This is a genomic window from Nocardiopsis sp. MT53 (genome assembly GCF_019598965.1).
In the GTDB taxonomy this organism is placed as follows: Bacteria; Actinomycetota; Actinomycetes; order Streptosporangiales; family Streptosporangiaceae; genus Nocardiopsis; species Nocardiopsis changdeensis.
This window is the reverse complement of record NZ_CP080599.1, coordinates 4,108,907-4,124,005: the sequence shown is the minus strand read 5'-3', so window position 1 is coordinate 4,124,005 and position 15,099 is coordinate 4,108,907. Positions and strand designations below refer to the sequence as shown.

General features: G+C 73.1%; 14 protein-coding genes. 2 read left to right on the top strand and 12 right to left on the bottom strand.

Annotated features, from left to right (window positions below):
• Positions 1 to 112 precede the first annotated feature (112 nt).
• The 5 genes from K1J57_RS18450 to K1J57_RS18430 form a co-directional block, all read right to left on the bottom strand.
• Complete coding sequence (locus tag K1J57_RS18450) at positions 113 to 1,171, bottom strand: BMP family protein (RefSeq protein ID WP_220559799.1); 1,059 nt, start codon at positions 1,169 to 1,171, stop codon at positions 113 to 115.
• Positions 1,172 to 1,578: 407 nt separating this feature from the next.
• Positions 1,579 to 2,277 carry an alpha/beta fold hydrolase gene (locus tag K1J57_RS18445; RefSeq protein ID WP_255647199.1) on the bottom strand — a complete coding sequence of 233 codons (699 nt, stop codon included), beginning with the start codon at positions 2,275 to 2,277 and terminating at the stop codon, positions 1,579 to 1,581.
• Positions 2,278 to 2,446: 169 nt separating this feature from the next.
• Positions 2,447 to 2,785, bottom strand: a complete 339-nt coding sequence (locus K1J57_RS18440; protein WP_220559796.1) for a biotin/lipoyl-containing protein — start codon at positions 2,783 to 2,785, stop codon at positions 2,447 to 2,449.
• Between the two features lie 7 nt (positions 2,786 to 2,792).
• Positions 2,793 to 3,815, bottom strand: a complete 1,023-nt coding sequence (locus tag K1J57_RS18435) for an alpha-ketoacid dehydrogenase subunit beta (RefSeq protein WP_220559795.1) — start codon at positions 3,813 to 3,815, stop codon at positions 2,793 to 2,795.
• Complete coding sequence (locus K1J57_RS18430; protein ID WP_220559794.1) at positions 3,812 to 4,852, bottom strand: thiamine pyrophosphate-dependent dehydrogenase E1 component subunit alpha; 1,041 nt, start codon at positions 4,850 to 4,852, stop codon at positions 3,812 to 3,814. Before K1J57_RS18430 ends, K1J57_RS18435 begins: the two co-directional genes overlap by 4 nt.
• A gap of 682 nt (positions 4,853 to 5,534) precedes the next feature.
• Between K1J57_RS18430 and K1J57_RS18425 the strand changes: the two genes are divergently transcribed.
• Positions 5,535 to 6,026, top strand: coding sequence for an Lrp/AsnC family transcriptional regulator (locus K1J57_RS18425; protein WP_220559793.1), 492 nt, complete (start codon positions 5,535 to 5,537; stop codon positions 6,024 to 6,026).
• Positions 6,027 to 6,055: 29 nt separating this feature from the next.
• Here the strand turns inward: K1J57_RS18425 and K1J57_RS18420 are convergent, their stop codons facing one another.
• From K1J57_RS18420 to deoC, 6 genes are all read right to left on the bottom strand, one after another.
• Positions 6,056 to 7,732, bottom strand: coding sequence for a phospho-sugar mutase (locus tag K1J57_RS18420; protein WP_220559792.1), 1,677 nt, complete (start codon positions 7,730 to 7,732; stop codon positions 6,056 to 6,058).
• Positions 7,733 to 7,759: 27 nt separating this feature from the next.
• Positions 7,760 to 8,557, bottom strand: coding sequence for a purine-nucleoside phosphorylase (locus tag K1J57_RS18415; RefSeq protein ID WP_220559791.1), 798 nt, complete (start codon positions 8,555 to 8,557; stop codon positions 7,760 to 7,762).
• On the bottom strand, positions 8,554 to 9,165 hold the full coding sequence (locus K1J57_RS18410; RefSeq protein WP_220565634.1) for a GNAT family N-acetyltransferase: 612 nt from the start codon (positions 9,163 to 9,165) through the stop codon (positions 8,554 to 8,556). Before K1J57_RS18410 ends, K1J57_RS18415 begins: the two co-directional genes overlap by 4 nt.
• 202 nt (positions 9,166 to 9,367) lie before the next feature.
• Positions 9,368 to 10,315 carry an aldehyde dehydrogenase family protein gene (locus K1J57_RS18405; RefSeq protein WP_220559790.1) on the bottom strand — a complete coding sequence of 316 codons (948 nt, stop codon included), beginning with the start codon at positions 10,313 to 10,315 and terminating at the stop codon, positions 9,368 to 9,370.
• On the bottom strand, positions 10,308 to 11,738 hold the full coding sequence (locus K1J57_RS18400; protein ID WP_220559789.1) for an aldehyde dehydrogenase family protein: 1,431 nt from the start codon (positions 11,736 to 11,738) through the stop codon (positions 10,308 to 10,310). Before K1J57_RS18400 ends, K1J57_RS18405 begins: the two co-directional genes overlap by 8 nt.
• Before the next feature lie 2 nt (positions 11,739 to 11,740).
• Complete coding sequence (gene deoC, locus K1J57_RS18395; protein WP_220559787.1) at positions 11,741 to 12,688, bottom strand: deoxyribose-phosphate aldolase; 948 nt, start codon at positions 12,686 to 12,688, stop codon at positions 11,741 to 11,743.
• A 355-nt stretch (positions 12,689 to 13,043) separates the two neighbouring features.
• Here deoC and K1J57_RS18390 point away from each other — a divergent pair, with 355 nt between their 5' ends.
• Positions 13,044 to 13,727, top strand: coding sequence for a hypothetical protein (locus K1J57_RS18390; protein WP_220559786.1), 684 nt, complete (start codon positions 13,044 to 13,046; stop codon positions 13,725 to 13,727).
• A gap of 7 nt (positions 13,728 to 13,734) precedes the next feature.
• Here the strand turns inward: K1J57_RS18390 and K1J57_RS18385 are convergent, their stop codons facing one another.
• Positions 13,735 to 14,988, bottom strand: coding sequence for a heparan-alpha-glucosaminide N-acetyltransferase domain-containing protein (locus K1J57_RS18385; protein ID WP_220559785.1), 1,254 nt, complete (start codon positions 14,986 to 14,988; stop codon positions 13,735 to 13,737).
• Between the last annotated feature and the right edge of the window lie 111 nt (positions 14,989 to 15,099).

Sequence of the window (15,099 nt, the reverse complement as noted above, 5' to 3'; positions counted from 1 at the left end):
CGCGTAACGACGGCCGGGACGGCGGCCGGAGCGGGGGTCCCCCGTCCGGCGGCCGTCCCAGGCCGTGAGTCACCACGGGTCCTACCCGCGGTTCAGGTGCGCGATCGCGCGTTTACGGCTCGGTCGGAACCTCGATCTCGCCGTCGATGATCTGCTGCTTGATCTCGTCGAGCTCGGCCTGGATCGGGCTGATGAGCTCCTCGTTGGAGGTGGTGTAGTCGACACCGCCGCCCGCGAGGTCGAAGCGCTCGATGCCGGCGGCGACGTCGCCCTCGGTGGCGGACTGGATCAGCTCGAACACGGCCACGTCGACCTGCTTGATCGCGGAGGTCAGCACGAACGGCTTCTGGTCGTCCTCGGCGTTCTCGTACTGGTCGCTGTCGACGCCGATGAACAGGAAGTCGTTGGCGACGGCGGCCTCCAGGACGCCGTTGCCCGAGGCGCCGGCGGCGTGGTAGATCACGTCGGCGCCGCGGTCGTACTGGGCCTGGGCCAGCTCGCGGCCGCGGGCCGGGTCGCTGAAGCCGCTGAAGTCCGGCGGCTGGCTGAGGTAGTCGACCTCGACCGTGATGTCCTCGTTGACGTGCGCGACGCCGGCCGCGTAGCCCGCCTCGAACTTGTGGATCAGCGGGGTCTCGACGCCGCCGACGAAGCCGACGTGGTCCTCCTCGGTGGACAGCGCCGCGGCGGCACCGGCCAGGAAGGAGGCCTGCTCCTCGGCGAAGACCAGGCTGGTGACGTTGTCGACGTCGGCGATCTCGGAGTCGACGATCGCGAAGTCGACCTCCGGGTACTCCGGCGCGACCTCGCGGACGGCGCCGTCGTAGGCGAACCCGACCGCGATGATGACGTCGTAGCCCTCCTCGGCCATGGTGGACAGGCGCTCCACCTTGGCGGAGTCGGCCTCGCCGTCGGTGGGCTCGAACTCTTGGGCGTCGATGCCCAGCTCGTTCATCGCCTGCTCCAGGCCGCGGTAGGCCGAGTCGTTGAACGAGCGGTCGCCACGACCGCCGACGTCGTAGGCGAGTCCGACGCGGAGCTCGGAGGCCTCCTCGCCGCCGTCGCCGCCCCCTTCGCCCGATCCCTCCTGGGCCGCGTTGTCACACGCGGTGAGGGCAAGCACACCGGCCGCCGCGATGGCGGCGAACCTGAGCGTGTTGCTGCGCTTCACTTGTTAACTCCCCTTCGCCCTCTCAGCGGCCCGCTTTCAACCGGGGGCCGGGCTGAGTTCTGCGGTCGGACGATATCCGGTAGTGGAAAGTACACCCAACCGGCACACAGACTTGTTATGAAGGCGAGAGCTGAATGACACGGGGCCTTACTCGGAAGTTACCAAGCACACACCCGGGCGGGGGCGACCACGTTTGCCGGGGAGGTATATTCCCGGCCCCTGCGGGGCCCCGACGAGCCACTACTACACAAGGCCCTCCGGCCGCCACAACGGGTCACAACGGCACGTGGGGCGGTGCCGGTCTAGACCGGTCTGGACTCCGGCGGGCGGTCCCGCCGGAGCCCGGACCGGCGCCCCGGGGCCCGGCGTTGGGAGCGGCGGACCGGACCGGGGCGCGACCCCGCCTCTCAGGAGGCGAGGAAGTCGAGCACGGCCTGCTTGAAGAGCCGTGAGGAGACCGCGTTGAGGTGGTCCCGCCCGGGGATCTCCGCGTGGGCCCCGTCGACCGCCGCCGCCAGCTCGGCGGCGCCCGCCGCGATCGCGTCCTTGGCGCCCGTGACCAGCAGTGTCGGCACCGTGACGGGAGGCTCCGGGGAGAACGGCCGGGCCGCCTGGCCGCGGGCGCAGGCGGCCAGCGCGGCCGGGTCGTTGCCGGGCAGCGCGGCGACCGTGCGGAACACGTGGTCGAAGGGCGTCGCCCCCTCGCCGGGCGCGGACAGGTCGGTGCCGTCGAACGCGTTCCCCGGGCCGAATCCCCCCAGGACCAGGCGGCGCACCCGCTCGGGCCGGGTGAGCGCCAATTCCCAGGCCAGCCGCGCGCCCATGGAGTATCCGACGGCGTCGACCCGCTCCACTCCGAGTTCGTCGAGCAGGGCGACGAGGTCGGAGACGAAGCATTCGGGGAGATAGGAGGCGTCGTCGCCGGGTTTCCCGCTGGCGCCGTGCCCGCGCAGGTCCGGGCCGAGCACGCGCAGCCCCGCGGAGTCCAGCAGCCGGGGCCACCCGGCGGCCTGCCAATTCATGTCGAAGTTCGTCCCGAAACCGTGGAGCAGAAGCACGGGGACGGCGCCCGCCGGGGACTGCGGACGCAAATCCACATAGCGCATTGTCACGTCGCCGATGAGATTCGCAGACATGAATCCTTCAATCCTTGTGCGGCCGTATGTATTAACAGAAGAAGGAACGGGGTCCTTTCAGAGGTTCCGATAAACGGAGGGCGGGGAAATCCGCCTCCACTCGTGGCTTCCTCCGAACGGACCCCGTGTGCGGGCCGGGTCAGTCCGACGGCGGCCTGAGCCGGACGCGGCGGGCGGGGCGGGCCTCCTCGGCGGGGACCCTGCCGACGATGCCCGCCTGCTGCTCCTGCGCTTCGACGGCGAAGGTGACCAGCGGGTCCCCCACGGGGACGACCTGGTCCTCCTGCGCATGCAGCTCGACGATCCGCCCGGCCTTGGGCGAGGGGATGACCACGGCCGACTTGGTGGTCTCCACCTCCACGAGCGGGGCGTTGCGCTCGACGACGTCGCCGACGGACACCTGCCACTCCAGGACGGTGGCCTCGACGAGGCCCTCCCCGAGGTCGGGGAGGGTGAAGGTGACGTTCTCTTCAGCCATGGTCGTTCTAGTACTCCAGGGTTCTCTGCACCGCGAACAGGATGCGGTCGATCGTCGGCAGGTACTGCGGCTCCAGGGGACCCGCGGGATAGGGGACGTCGAAACCGGTGACGCGCTGCACGGGGGCGGCCAGGTCGCGGAAGCACTGCTCCGTGACCAAGGCCGCCACCTCGGCGCCGAGCCCGGCGGTGAGCGGGGCCTCGTGGACGACCACGGCGCGCTTGGTGCGCGCGACCGAGGCGGCCAGTCCGGCGGCGTCGATGGGCTTGAGCCAGCGCAGGTCCAGGACCTCCAGCTCGACGCCGTCCTCCGCGGCGAGCTCGGCCACCTGGACGCACCGGTGGACCATGGCGCCCCAGGCGATGAGGGTGGCGTGGCGGCCGGGCCGGACGACGCGGCTGGTGCCGATGGGGTCGGTCGGCTCGGTGAGCCGGACCGGGCGGCGGTCCCAGTAGCGGGCCTTGGGCTCCATGTAGACGACCGGGTCGTCGGAGCGCACGGACTGCAGCAGCAGGCTGTACGCGTCGGCGGGGTCGGAGGGGGCCACGACTTTCAGCCCGGGGGTGTGGGCGAAGAGCGCCTCCAGGCTCTCCCCGTGGTGCTCGGGGGCCTGGATGCCGCCGAAGGACGGCAGGCGCAGGGTGATCGGCATGGGTGCGGCGCCGCGGGTGCGGTAGTTCATGCGCGCCACCTGGTTGACGATCTGGTCGATGGCCGGATACGCGAACCCGTCGAACTGGAGCTCGGGCACGGGGCGCCAGCCGTTCATGGCCAGGCCCACCGCCATTCCCATGATCGCCGATTCGGCCAGCGGGGTGTCGAAGACGCGCTGGTCGCCGAACTCCTTCTGGAGTCCGTCGGTGACCCGGAAGACGCCCCCCAGGGCGCCCACGTCCTCGCCGAACACCAGGACGTCCGGGTCCTCGGCCAGGAGGACGCGCAGGGCCCGGTTGATGGCCTGCTGCATGGACAGCTCTTCGAGCACGGGGGTCTCGGCGGCGGCGTCGGTGCGGTCGATGAGTTCCGTCACGGCTGGACCTCTTCCTCCCAGATGCGGCGCTGCCGGGTCAGCTCCTGGGTGGTCTCCCGGAAGACGTGCGTGAACAGTTCGGAGCCGTCGGGCTCGGGTGCGGCGGAGACGCCGTCGCGGATCTCCTCGGCGCGCTTCCCCGCCTGGGCGTCGATCGCGTCGAGCTCGTCGGCGGTGGCGTGGCCGGCCTCGAGGAGGGCGGCGCGCAGCAGCGCGACCGGGTCGCGGTGCGCCCGCCAGCGGTCGGCCTCGGTCTCGTCGCGGTAGCGGCCGGTGTCGTCGGAGGTGGAGTGGGGCTCCACCCGGTAGGTGAGGGCCTCGATGAGGGTGGGGCCCCCGCCGCGGCGGGCGCGGTCGGCGGCCTCGGTGACGGCGTCGTACACGGCGGCGGCGTCGTTGCCGTCCACCGTCACCCCGGCCATGCCGTAGCCCCGGGCCCGGGCGGCGACGGAGCCGCCGGCGACCTGGCGCTCGTTGGGCACCGACAGGGCCCAGCGGTTGTTCTGGCAGAAGAAGACGACGGGGGCGCCATAGACCCCGGCGAAGTTCATGGCCTCGTGGACGTCGCCCTCGGAGCTGGCGCCGTCGCCGAAGTAGGCCAGGGCGACGCCCTCTCCGCCGCGCATGCGCTCGCCGACCGCCCAGCCGACGGCGTGCGGGACGGGGCCGCCGACGACGGCGTTGATGGCGCCGAAGCGGGACTCCATGACGTCGTAGAGCCCGCCGTGCCACAGCGCCCGGTGGGTGGCCATGTAGCCGACCATCTCGACCCCGTAGGCGAGCGCCGAGGCCATCTCGCGGTAGGTGGGGAAGACGAAGTCGCGCTCGGGGTCCAGCGCCGCCGCACTGGCGACCTGGGCCGCCTCCTGTCCGCGGACGGACACGTAGGCCGGGAAGACTCCCTGGCGCTGGAGGGCGACGGCCTCGGCGTCCAGGTCGCGTGCGGTCCGCATGTGCGTGTACAGCGCGCGGGTGAGGTCGGGGTCCAGGTGGTCCACGGAGACGGAGTCCCGGTCCGGCGGCTCGTGGGTCGACATGTGCAGCGGCTCCCAACATGGTCCGTCGCAAGCGCCGGACTCCTGGGTGGTCTGTTGACTGATGAGGCGATTGTCCGGATCACTCGACACTTGCGCCAGATAATCTGGAAAACTTGATACAGATGGGAACAAAAAAGCACGTCTGGTTCGCCATCGTCCAACGAGTGACCCACGCCACCAGCGAAAACGACAGGTGCACCTATACACCACTAATCGGCGCCCATCATCACAGAACGATCGCAGTTGGCCACGATGGGTGCCCCGTTCGACAGTGGAGCGCATACGTTCGGATGCACCCCAGCAGTCCGACCAGGAAAAGGCGGCGCGGCACGACAGAGACGACCGAAAGCGGCCATCCCGCGAGAACACCGGTCACCGCCTCGGAACCCGCGCGCGAGCACCCCCGGCCACCGGAAACCCCCGCACCGATCGCCGCGTCAACCCTGGGTACAGTCGGTTGACCCCGGCGCCGGCGCGCGCCGGGAACGCGAGAAGAAGATTCCGCATGGTGAGACCACCCGTACGCACCCCCTGGTGATCGGGCGCATACGCAGACGGACATCGTCTCGGCGACTGAGACCCCGATGGAAGCAAACGATGTTTACCTGGTAGTTCGTTAGCCCCGGTCGACGACGATGGAAAGGGGCTTGCACTGGAACGAGAAGACACGAGGAGCACCCACATGGCCATGGGCGAGCAACGCCGGAACGGCCGGCGGCCGGATGCGACCGACCAGACGATCCTCAGCGCGCTCGCCAAGGACGCGCGGACCGGGATCACGGAGATCGCCGCGCTGGCCAACGTCTCCCGCGCCACGGCCTACAACCGGATCAAGCGCCTGACCGACGAGGGCGTCATCCGCGGCTACTCCGTGGTGACCGACCACTCCAAGATGGGCCTGGGCGTCACCGCGCTCGTGCTCATCTCCGGCAGCCAGCCGGACTGGCGGGCCAACCGGGAGATCCTCTCCTCCTACCCCGAGATCGAATACTGCTGGTACGTGGTCGGCTCGGCGGACATCGTCCTGCTGGTCCGCGTCGCCAACACCAACCAGCTGCGGGACCTGATCCTGACCCGCCTGCAATCGCTCCCCGGCGTGACGTCCACCCAGACGCTCACCGTCATCGACGAGGTCGTGCACCGTCCCGTCGTGGAGCCCGGCGACACCGAGTGAAACGGACCCCTATCCCCCCGAACCCCCCACTACCCCCGTACCACCAGGGCGACCGAGGCCATCAGTTCGGCGAGCAGCGCCGAACCCTGCGCGCGGGTGGCCGCGACCTCGCCCTCCACGTCCATCACGATCTCGGCGTACGCCTTCAGCTTGGGCTCGGTGCCCGAAGGCCGTAGCGTCACACGCCCCCGGGCCCCGCCCTCCAGACGGAAGCGCAGGGCGTCGGTCGGCGGCAGGCCCGCGTGCCCGGCGGCGAAGTCGTCGATCCCCGCGACCTTCAGGGGACCGAACGCGGCGGGCGGTTCGGCGCGCAGCCGCCGCATCGCCGTGTCGATGAGCGACAGGTCCGTCACCCGCACCGAGAGCTGGTCGCTCAGGTGCAGCCCGTACCTGCGGGCCTGGTCGTCGAGCAGGTCCGCCAGCGTCCGCCCGTCCGCCTTGGCCGCCGCGGCCAGCGCCGCCGCCGCCAGCGCAGCGCTGATGCCGTCCTTGTCCGCGACGGGGCGGCCGCCGTCTCCCCCCAGGCAGTAGCCCAGGGCCTCCTCGTAGGCGAAGACGCGCCGGGAGCCGGGCGCGCCGGCCCGGGCCAGCCACTTGAACCCGGTGAGGGTCTCCTCGTAGTGCACCCCGCGCTCGCGCGCGATCTTGCCGAGCAGGCTGGAGGAGACGATGGAGGCGGCCACCACCCGGTCGTCCCCGGTGGTGTGGTCGAGCACGTACTCGGCGAGCAGTCCGCCCACCTCGTCGCCCGTGAGCGGGCCGCGCCCGGGCAGCGCCAGCGCCAGCCGGTCGGCGTCGGGGTCGTTGGCGACCACCAGGTCGGCGCCGGCCTCCGCGGCCGCGGCCAGCGCCAGGTCCAGCGCCCCGGGCTCCTCCGGGTTGGGGAAGGCCACCGTCGGGAAGTCCGGGTCGGGGTCGAACTGGGCGGCCACCCTCTCGGGCGCCGGGAACCCGGCCCGCTCCATCGCCTCCACCAGGACCGCGCCGCCGACCCCGTGCATCGCGGTGTAGACCACCGACAGCTCCCTGGGGCCGGGCGGGACCAGCGCGGTGACCGCCCGCAGGTAGCGGTCGACGGCCTCCCGGCCCAGCACCGTCCACCCGGTGCCCAGGGGCAGTGCGGAGAGCGGGCCGACCTCGTCGATGGCCGCGGAGATCTCGATGTCGGTCGGGGCGACGATCTGGGCCCCGGCGTCGTCGCGGTCCCCGCCCACGTACACCTTGTAGCCGTTGTCCTGGGGCGGGTTGTGGCTGGCGGTGACCATGATCCCGGCGTCAGCGCCCAGGTCCCGGACGGCGAAGGCCAGCACCGGCGTGGGCAGCGGTCCCGGCAGCAGGGAGACCCGGTGCCCGGCCCCGGTGAGGACGGCGGCGCTGTCGCGGGCGAAGTCCGCCGACCGGTGCCGGGCGTCGTAGCCGACGACCACGTGCCCGGCCCCGCCGCGGCCGTGCAGCCAGGCGGCGATGCCGGCCGCGGCGCGCATGACCACGGCCCGGTTCATCCGGTTGGGCCCGGCGCCCAGCGCGCCGCGCAGGCCGGCGGTGCCGAACTCCAACCGCCCGGCGAAGCGGTCGCCCAGGTCGGCGGCGGCCTCGGCGTCCCCGGCGGCCACCCGCTCCAGCAGGGCGGACAGCTCCTCTCGGGTGGCGGGGTCGGGGTCGGCCTCCAGCCAGGCGCGGGCGCGGGCGACGGTGTCGGTGGTCATGTCGGGTCTCCTCGGGGCCGGCTCGGGTCAGATACGGGCGACGATGTCGGCGAGCAGGCGGCCCACGGTGTCGGCGGCGTCGCGGCCGGCGGCCAGCACCTCCTCGTGGTCGAGGTTGGCGCCCTCCAGCCCGGCGGCGATGTTGGTCACCAGGGACATGCCCAGCACCCGCGCCCCGGCCTCGCGGGCGGCGATGGCCTCCAGCACGGTGGACATGCCGACCAGGTCGGCTCCCATGGCGCGGAGCATGCGGATCTCGGCGGGGGTCTCGAAGTGCGGGCCGGGCATGGCCGCGTAGACGCCCTCGGGCAGGCGCGGGTCCACCTCGCGGGCCAGGGTGCGCAGCTCGGCGGAGTAGGTGTCGGTGAGGTCGACGAAGGTCGCCCCGGTGAGCGGCGAGCGGGCGGTCATGTTGAGGTGGTCGGCGATGAGCACCGGCGAGCCCACCGAGTAGGTGGAGTTGATGCCGCCCGCGGCGTTGGTGAGGACGATGGTCTTGGCCCCGGCGGCGACGGCGGTGCGCACGTTGTGCACGACGGCGTCGGTGCCGTGCCCCTCGTACAGGTGGGTGCGGCCCAGGAAGGCCAGGACGTTGCGGTCGCCGTCGACGATGCCGCGCACGGTGCCGCTGTGCCCCTCCACGCCGGGCGGCAGGAAGCCGGGCAGCTCGGCGGTGGGCAGCTCGTCCCTGCCCTCCCCCAGGAGGTCGGCCGCGGGCGCCCAGCCCGAGCCCATGACCAGGGCGATGTCGTAGGAGTCCACGCCGGTGCGCGAGCGCAGCGCGGCGGCGGCCTGCTCGGCGAGGGCCTCGGGTCCTGTGGTCACAGCGGTTTCTCCGTTCGTTCGGGCCGCTGGCGCGGCGCGGGGTGCGCCCCGGTGTCCAGGGGGCGCGACATCACGTGTTGCGGGCCCGTGTCACTGGAGATGACGCGCCCGGTGTCGGTGTAGCCGGCGGCCTCGTAGACCCGCCGGGCGCCGGGGTTGGCGGTGTTGACGCACAGCACCGCCTCGGCCGCGTACGGCGCGGCCTCGGCGGCCAGGCGGTCCAGCAGGGGCGCGGAACAGGCGGCCCGGCCGATGCCCCGGCCCTGCCATTGTGGCGTGACGTAGTAGGCGCGCAGGAGTACGGCGCGCTGTGGCTCGTCGACCAGCTCGCGCAGGCCGGCCCCGCCGTCCAGCACGCCGAACCCGGCCGCGGCCTCCGCAGCCCCGGCCGCGTCGGCGACCGGGCCGACCACGATGGCGAACGGCACCCGGTCGGGGTCGGCGTCCGCGGCGGGCAGGGTGGCCACCGGCAGGCCCACGAACCGGGTCTGGCCCGGGGCCAGCCGGTGGCGCAGCACGGCCGCGCGCAACAGGGCGGCCTCCCGCGTGTCCAGGTCCAGCCGCACCAGGCGCGGCGCCGCACCGCCCGGGGTCCGCGCCGTCTCCATCACGTCCTCGACCGCATCGCCCACCGTGGGCTCCTCTCCCGTGTGGGGCGGACACGATCCGCCCCGCCTCACACTGGCGTTCGATCCGGGTCCGGCGCAAGCCGGGGCCGGCCGCCCGCGGACGGCGAGAGGGGCCGCGGACGGCGGCGGGAGGGGCCGCGGGGGCGCCCACGGGGTTCCGGAGGGCCGAAGAAGCACGGCCTCACACGCCGACGGGGTGCCAGACGGTCTTGGTCTCCAGGAAGGGCGTCATCCGCGAGGTGCCGGGGTCGGGGTCGAGCCAGGCCTCCTCGCCCGCGTCGGCGCCCGCTCCGGGGCGCACCACACGGGTGAGGGTCTGCGCGGCGGCCTCCTCGAAGGCGACCGCGTCCGGGCCCGCCCCCGTCAGGTCCAGGGCGTCGACGTCGGCGTGCGAGGCCAGGTGCGGGCCCAGTTCCGGAACCCGCCCGGTGAGCAGGTCCACCACCCCGCCGGGCAGGTCGGAGGTGGCCAGCACCTCGGCCAGGTCCACGGCGGCCAGCGGGGCGGCCTCCGAGGCCACGACCACGGCGGTGTTGCCGGTCGCGATGACCGGGGCGACCACCGAGGTGAGGCCGAGCAGCGGCGCGTTCTGCGGGGCGAACACCACGACCACGCCGACCGGTTCGGGGGCCGAGTGGTTGTAGTACGGGCCCGAGACGGGGTTGGCCCCGCCCACGACCTGGGCGACCTTGTCGGTCCACCCGGCGTAGTACACCCACCGGTCGATGGCGGCGGAGACGACCTCCTGCGCGCGGGCCCTGCTCAGCCCCTGCGCGGCGACGGCCTGGGCGGCGAACTGGTCGCGCCGCCCCTCCAGGACCTCGGCGACCCGGTAGAGGATCTGGCCCCGGTTGTAGGCGGTGCGCCCGGACCACCCGGCGAACGCCTTGCGCGCGGCGGCCACCGCGTCGCGGGCGTCCTTGCGCGAGGCCAGTGCGGCGTTGGCCAGGTGCGTTCCGTCGTTCGAGGTCACGGGGTAGCTCCTGCCCGACTCCGAGCGCGGGAAGGCCCCGCCCAGGTAGAGCTTGTAGGTCTTGCGGACCGCCAGGCGGGCGGGGACGGCGGGCGCCTCCGCCGCCTTGGCCGCCTTGGCCGCACCGGCCTTCTTGCCGCCGCGTCGTTCAGCCAACGTAGGCCTCCAATCCGTGCCGTCCGCCCTCGCGGCCGTAGCCCGACTCCTTGTAGCCGCCGAAGGGGCTGGTCGGGTCGAACTTGTTGAACGTGTTGGACCACACGACGCCGGCGCGCAGCCGCTCCGCGGTCCACAGCATGCGCGAGCCCTTCTCGGTCCACACCCCGGCCGACAGCCCGTAGGGCGTGTTGTTGGCCTTGGCCACGGCCTCGTCGGGGGTGCGGAAGGTCAGCACCGACAGGACCGGGCCGAAGATCTCCTCCCGGGCCACCCGGTGGGCCTGGGACACACCGGTGAAGATGGTCGGCGCGAACCAGTAGCCGCTCTCGGGGATGTCGCAGGCGGGCGACCAGCGCTCGGCGCCCTCGGCCTCGCCGCTGTCGGCCAGCTCGCGGATGCGCTCCAGCTGGGCTGCGGAGTTGACGGCGCCGATGTCGGTGTTCTTGTCCAGCGGGTCGCCCAGCCGGAGCCTGGCGACGCGCTCCTTGAGCCTGGCCAGCACCTCGTCGGCGACGGACTCCTGCACCAGCAGACGGGACCCGGCGCAGCACACGTGGCCCTGGTTGAAGAAGATGCCCGAGACGATGCCCTCGACGGCCTGGTCGATGGCGGCGTCGTCGTAGACGATGTTGGCGCCCTTGCCGCCCAGTTCCAGGGTGAGGCGCTTGTCGGTGCCCGCCACGGAGCGGGCGATCCGCCGCCCGACCTCGGTGGAGCCGGTGAAGGCGACCTTGTCCACGCCGGGGTGCTCGACCAGGGTGCGGCCGGTCTCGCCCGCGCCGGTGAGGATGTTGACCACGCCCGGGGGCAGGTCGGCCTCCTGGCAGATCTCGGCGAAGACCATCGCGGTCAGCGGGGTGGTCTCGGCGGGCTTGAGGACGACCGTGTTGCCGGTGGCCAGCGCCGGGGCGATCTTCCACGCCAGCATGAGCAGCGGGAAGTTCCACGGGATGACCTGGGCGGCCACGCCCAGGGGCCTGGGGTCGGGTCCCAGCCCGGCGTGGGCGAGCTTGTCGGCCCAGCCCGCGTAGTAGAAGAAGTGGGCGGCGACCAGCGGCAGGTCGACGTCGCGGGTCTCCTTGATGGGCTTGCCGTTGTCCAGCGACTCCAGCACCGCCAGCTCGCGCGAGCGCTCCTGGACGATGCGGGCGATGCGGAACAGGTACTTGCCCCGCTCGGCGCCGGACATGCGGCCCCACACGGTCTCCTGGGCGCGGCGGGCGGCGGCGACCGCCCGCTCCACGTCCTCGGGACCGGCGACGGCGACCTGCGCGAGCTTGGTCTCGTCCGCGGGGTTGAGGCTGGTCAGGTTCTCGCCGCTCGCCGCGGGGGTGAACTCCCCGTCGATGAACAGCCCGTAGGACTCGCGCAGGGTGACGACGGAGCGGGACTCCGGGGCGGGCGCGTACTCGAAGATCACGGCTAGTCCAGCGTGTAGTAGTCGGGGCCCGGGTAGGTGCCGGTGGTCAGCCTGGTCCGCTGCATGAGCAGGTCGTTGAGCAGGCTGGAGGCACCGATCCGGAACAGGTCCGGCGTGAGCCAGGCGGGTCCGGCGGTCTCGTTGACCAGGACCAGGTTGCGGATGGCGTCCTTGGTGGTGCGGATGCCGCCCGCCGGTTTGACGCCCACGTAGCGGCCGGTCTCGGCGCGGTGGTCGCGCACCGCCTCCAGCATGACGAGGACGACGGGCAGGGTGGCCGCCGGGGAGATCTTGCCGGTGGAGGTCTTGATGAAGTCGGCGCCCGCGCGCATGGCCAGGTGCGAGGCCCGGCGCACGTTGTCGTAGGTGACCAGTTCCCCGGTCTCCAGGATGACCTTGAGGTGGGCGTCGCCGCAGGTCTCCTTGACGGCCCCGATCTCCTCGTACACCTTCAGGTAGTCGCCGGACAGGAAGGCGCCGCGGTCGATGACCATGTCGATCTCGGTCGCGCCGTCGGCCACCGCGCGGGCGGTGTCGGCGAGCTTGACCTCCAGGGGCGCGCGCCCGGACGGGAAGGCGGTGGCGACGGAGGCGACGCCGATGCCGGTGCCGCGCAGAGCCGCGACCGCGACGGACACCATGTCGGGGTAGACGCAGACCGCGCCCACGTGCGGCACGGAGCGGTCGGCGGGGTCGGGCAGCGCGGCCTTGGCGCACAGCGAGCGCACCTTGCCGGGCGTGTCGGCCCCCTCCAGGGTGGTCAGGTCGACCATGGAGATGGCCAGGTCGATCGCCTGGGCCTTGGCGGTGGTCTTGACGGACCTGGTGGACAGGTCCTGGGCACGGGCGCGGGCGCCGACCTCGTCGACGCCCGGGAGTCCGTGCAGGAACGCCCGGAGCGCGCGGTCGGTCATCGCCTCGGGCGCGGATGCGGTGTGGGACACGGGCACCTACAGCTCGGTCGAACGATGGGACGGGCTCCTCCGCCGGGTCGGCGGGGGCGGCGCGGGAGGGATCGGCGATCCCCTCCGGGCCGTCAGGTGGTCACCATAACCCCGGGGGCACGGGCCGCCGGTACCCCTCGACGACGCACCGTCCAAGGTTGGAGGAGAGTCCAACCGAGGCTTGACCGAACCATGGTCTTTTCCTCCAATTCCTTGGTGCGAACCCCCGGAAACGGGACTTCCGGCCATGTCCTCGGTCACAGGAGGGCCGACCGCGGTCTATACCGGACTGTCCCTGTGCGCCCCTCCCCCGGCCCCCGCCGCGGCGCGCCCGGACGCCTGCCGTGCGTACCCTTGCCCCATGGCGGAGTTCCGGATCAGCAGCGAGGACGCGCAGGTCGACCTGCGCAGGTTGGCGACGGCCCTGGCGGAGTCCCAGGGGTGGGCGCGGGAGGACGTGGGCATCTGGGACAACCGGCGCGGGGAGGTCATCGTCACCGTCGACGACGCCCTGCTGCGCCGCCCCGAGCCGGACCTGCGCACCCGGCCCCTGCACACCCCGCGCGACGTGCACCGGGCCTGCGAGATGATCCACGCCGAGGACCCGACGCTGCGCGGGGTGGACTTCGCGTCGCTGCGCACGGAGGCGGCCCGGCTGTTCTCCGCCGGGTGGACCACCGAGGACGTGCTGCACGCGTTGGGGCACCGGCCCGACGGCGAGCCGTGGCCGACCGGCCCCGAGCGCCGGGGCACCGAGTGGCTGGCGGCCCGGCTGCGCGCCTGGCGCACCCCGGACGGGGACATCCGCCCCTCCCTCTCCCAGGAGGGCGCCCAGCTGCGGGTGATCGGCAGGGCCGGGCTGCCGGTGGACCTCGGCCTGCCCGAGGACGCCGAGCCCGCGCTGCGGCCGGTGGCCAGCCCGGCGGTGGCCCGGTCGGCGGCCGACGACGCCCGTCGGCTCATCCGGCAGAACGCGCGCACCACCTCCGACACGCTGGCCCACCGGGACCGGACCTCGTCCACCATCCGCCGCCCCGAGCGGTGACCCCGGGTCAGGCCCGGTCGCGCAGGGAGTCGACCAGGCGCACGGTCCCGTCGGCGGCCTCGCCCAGGAGGAACTCGGCGGGGCCCCGGCCGAACGCCAGGCGCCACAGGGTGGCGAAGAGCAGCGCCCCGAGGATGAACCGCTCGGTCAGCCACGGGGTGTAGAACTCGTACCCGGCGGCCGCGACGAGCATCGCGATCACCACCAGGTGGCCCGTGTAGACGGTCAGCGGCATGCGCCCCACCGAGACCAGCGGGTACATCACCGGGCGGGCCCGCTCGCACAGCCACATGCACAGGACGAGCACCACCAGGCCCTGCCCCACCGCCTCCAGGATCTCGAAGGTCGTGCCGGTGTGCGGGGTGTTGACCGCCAGCCACCACCACGAGTCGGTGGGCACCTGTCCCGAGATCGACTCGGCCTCCTGGTCGACCGCGTAGCGCAGCTCCTCCAGCGCGACGGGGTCGGTGACCGCCGACAGCGGGGCCCCGGCCAGCTCGGGGGCGCGCAGCTCCATCAGCCGCTCCATGCCGCCCAGCGGCCCCAGGGCCAGCCACGAGCCCAGGTAGCCGCAGGCCGCGGCGACGGCGCCGACGACGAGCAGGCGCAGGCGCACGGCGCGGTCGGTGAGGTCCAGGCGGCCCACCGCCATCCCCGCGGTCATGAAGACCATGAAGGTGATCGCCGGGTAGTAGCCGGTGAGGAAGAACTCGGTGAACGAGGTGACCGCGCCGGTGCGCGGCTGGACCGGGAACAGGGTGTCGCGCAGCAGGAACGACAGCGGGGGACCCACGACGGCCAGTGCCCCCGCGACCGTCCACAGCATCCACGAGCGCAGCCTGACCAGGGGCAGGGCGAGCAGGAAGAACCCGCCGTAGTAGGTGAGGATGATGGCGACCGGCACCGCCATCAGGTCCAGGATCAGGCCGAGCAGGGCGATGAGCACCGCGCGGGTGACGATCCGCACCACCGCCCGGAACAGCGGATCCCCCGCGAGCGGCCGGGTGCGGCCGGTCATCATCGCCAGCGAGACCCCGGCCAGGAAGGCGAAGAGCGCCGACGAGTTGCCCCGCACGATGCCGTGCAGGTCCCAGGCGTAGTCCTCCGGGGAGAGCAGGCCCATGGAGTCCACGCCCAGGTGGACGATGAACATGCCGAAGACCGCCAGGGCCCGGGCCGCGTCGATGCCGTCGATCCTGGTCCGGGCGGGGGCCGGGCCGGAGGCCGGCGCGGTGGTGTCGTCTGGTCGCTTCTGTGCCACGCGGGCCAGGCTATGCCTCCGGCGGTAGGGCCACAATCAAGACCGTTCGCCCCGGTGTGGCCGGGTCCGGCCACACCGCCGCCGGGCGGGACCGGCGGCCGGGGCCCCGGG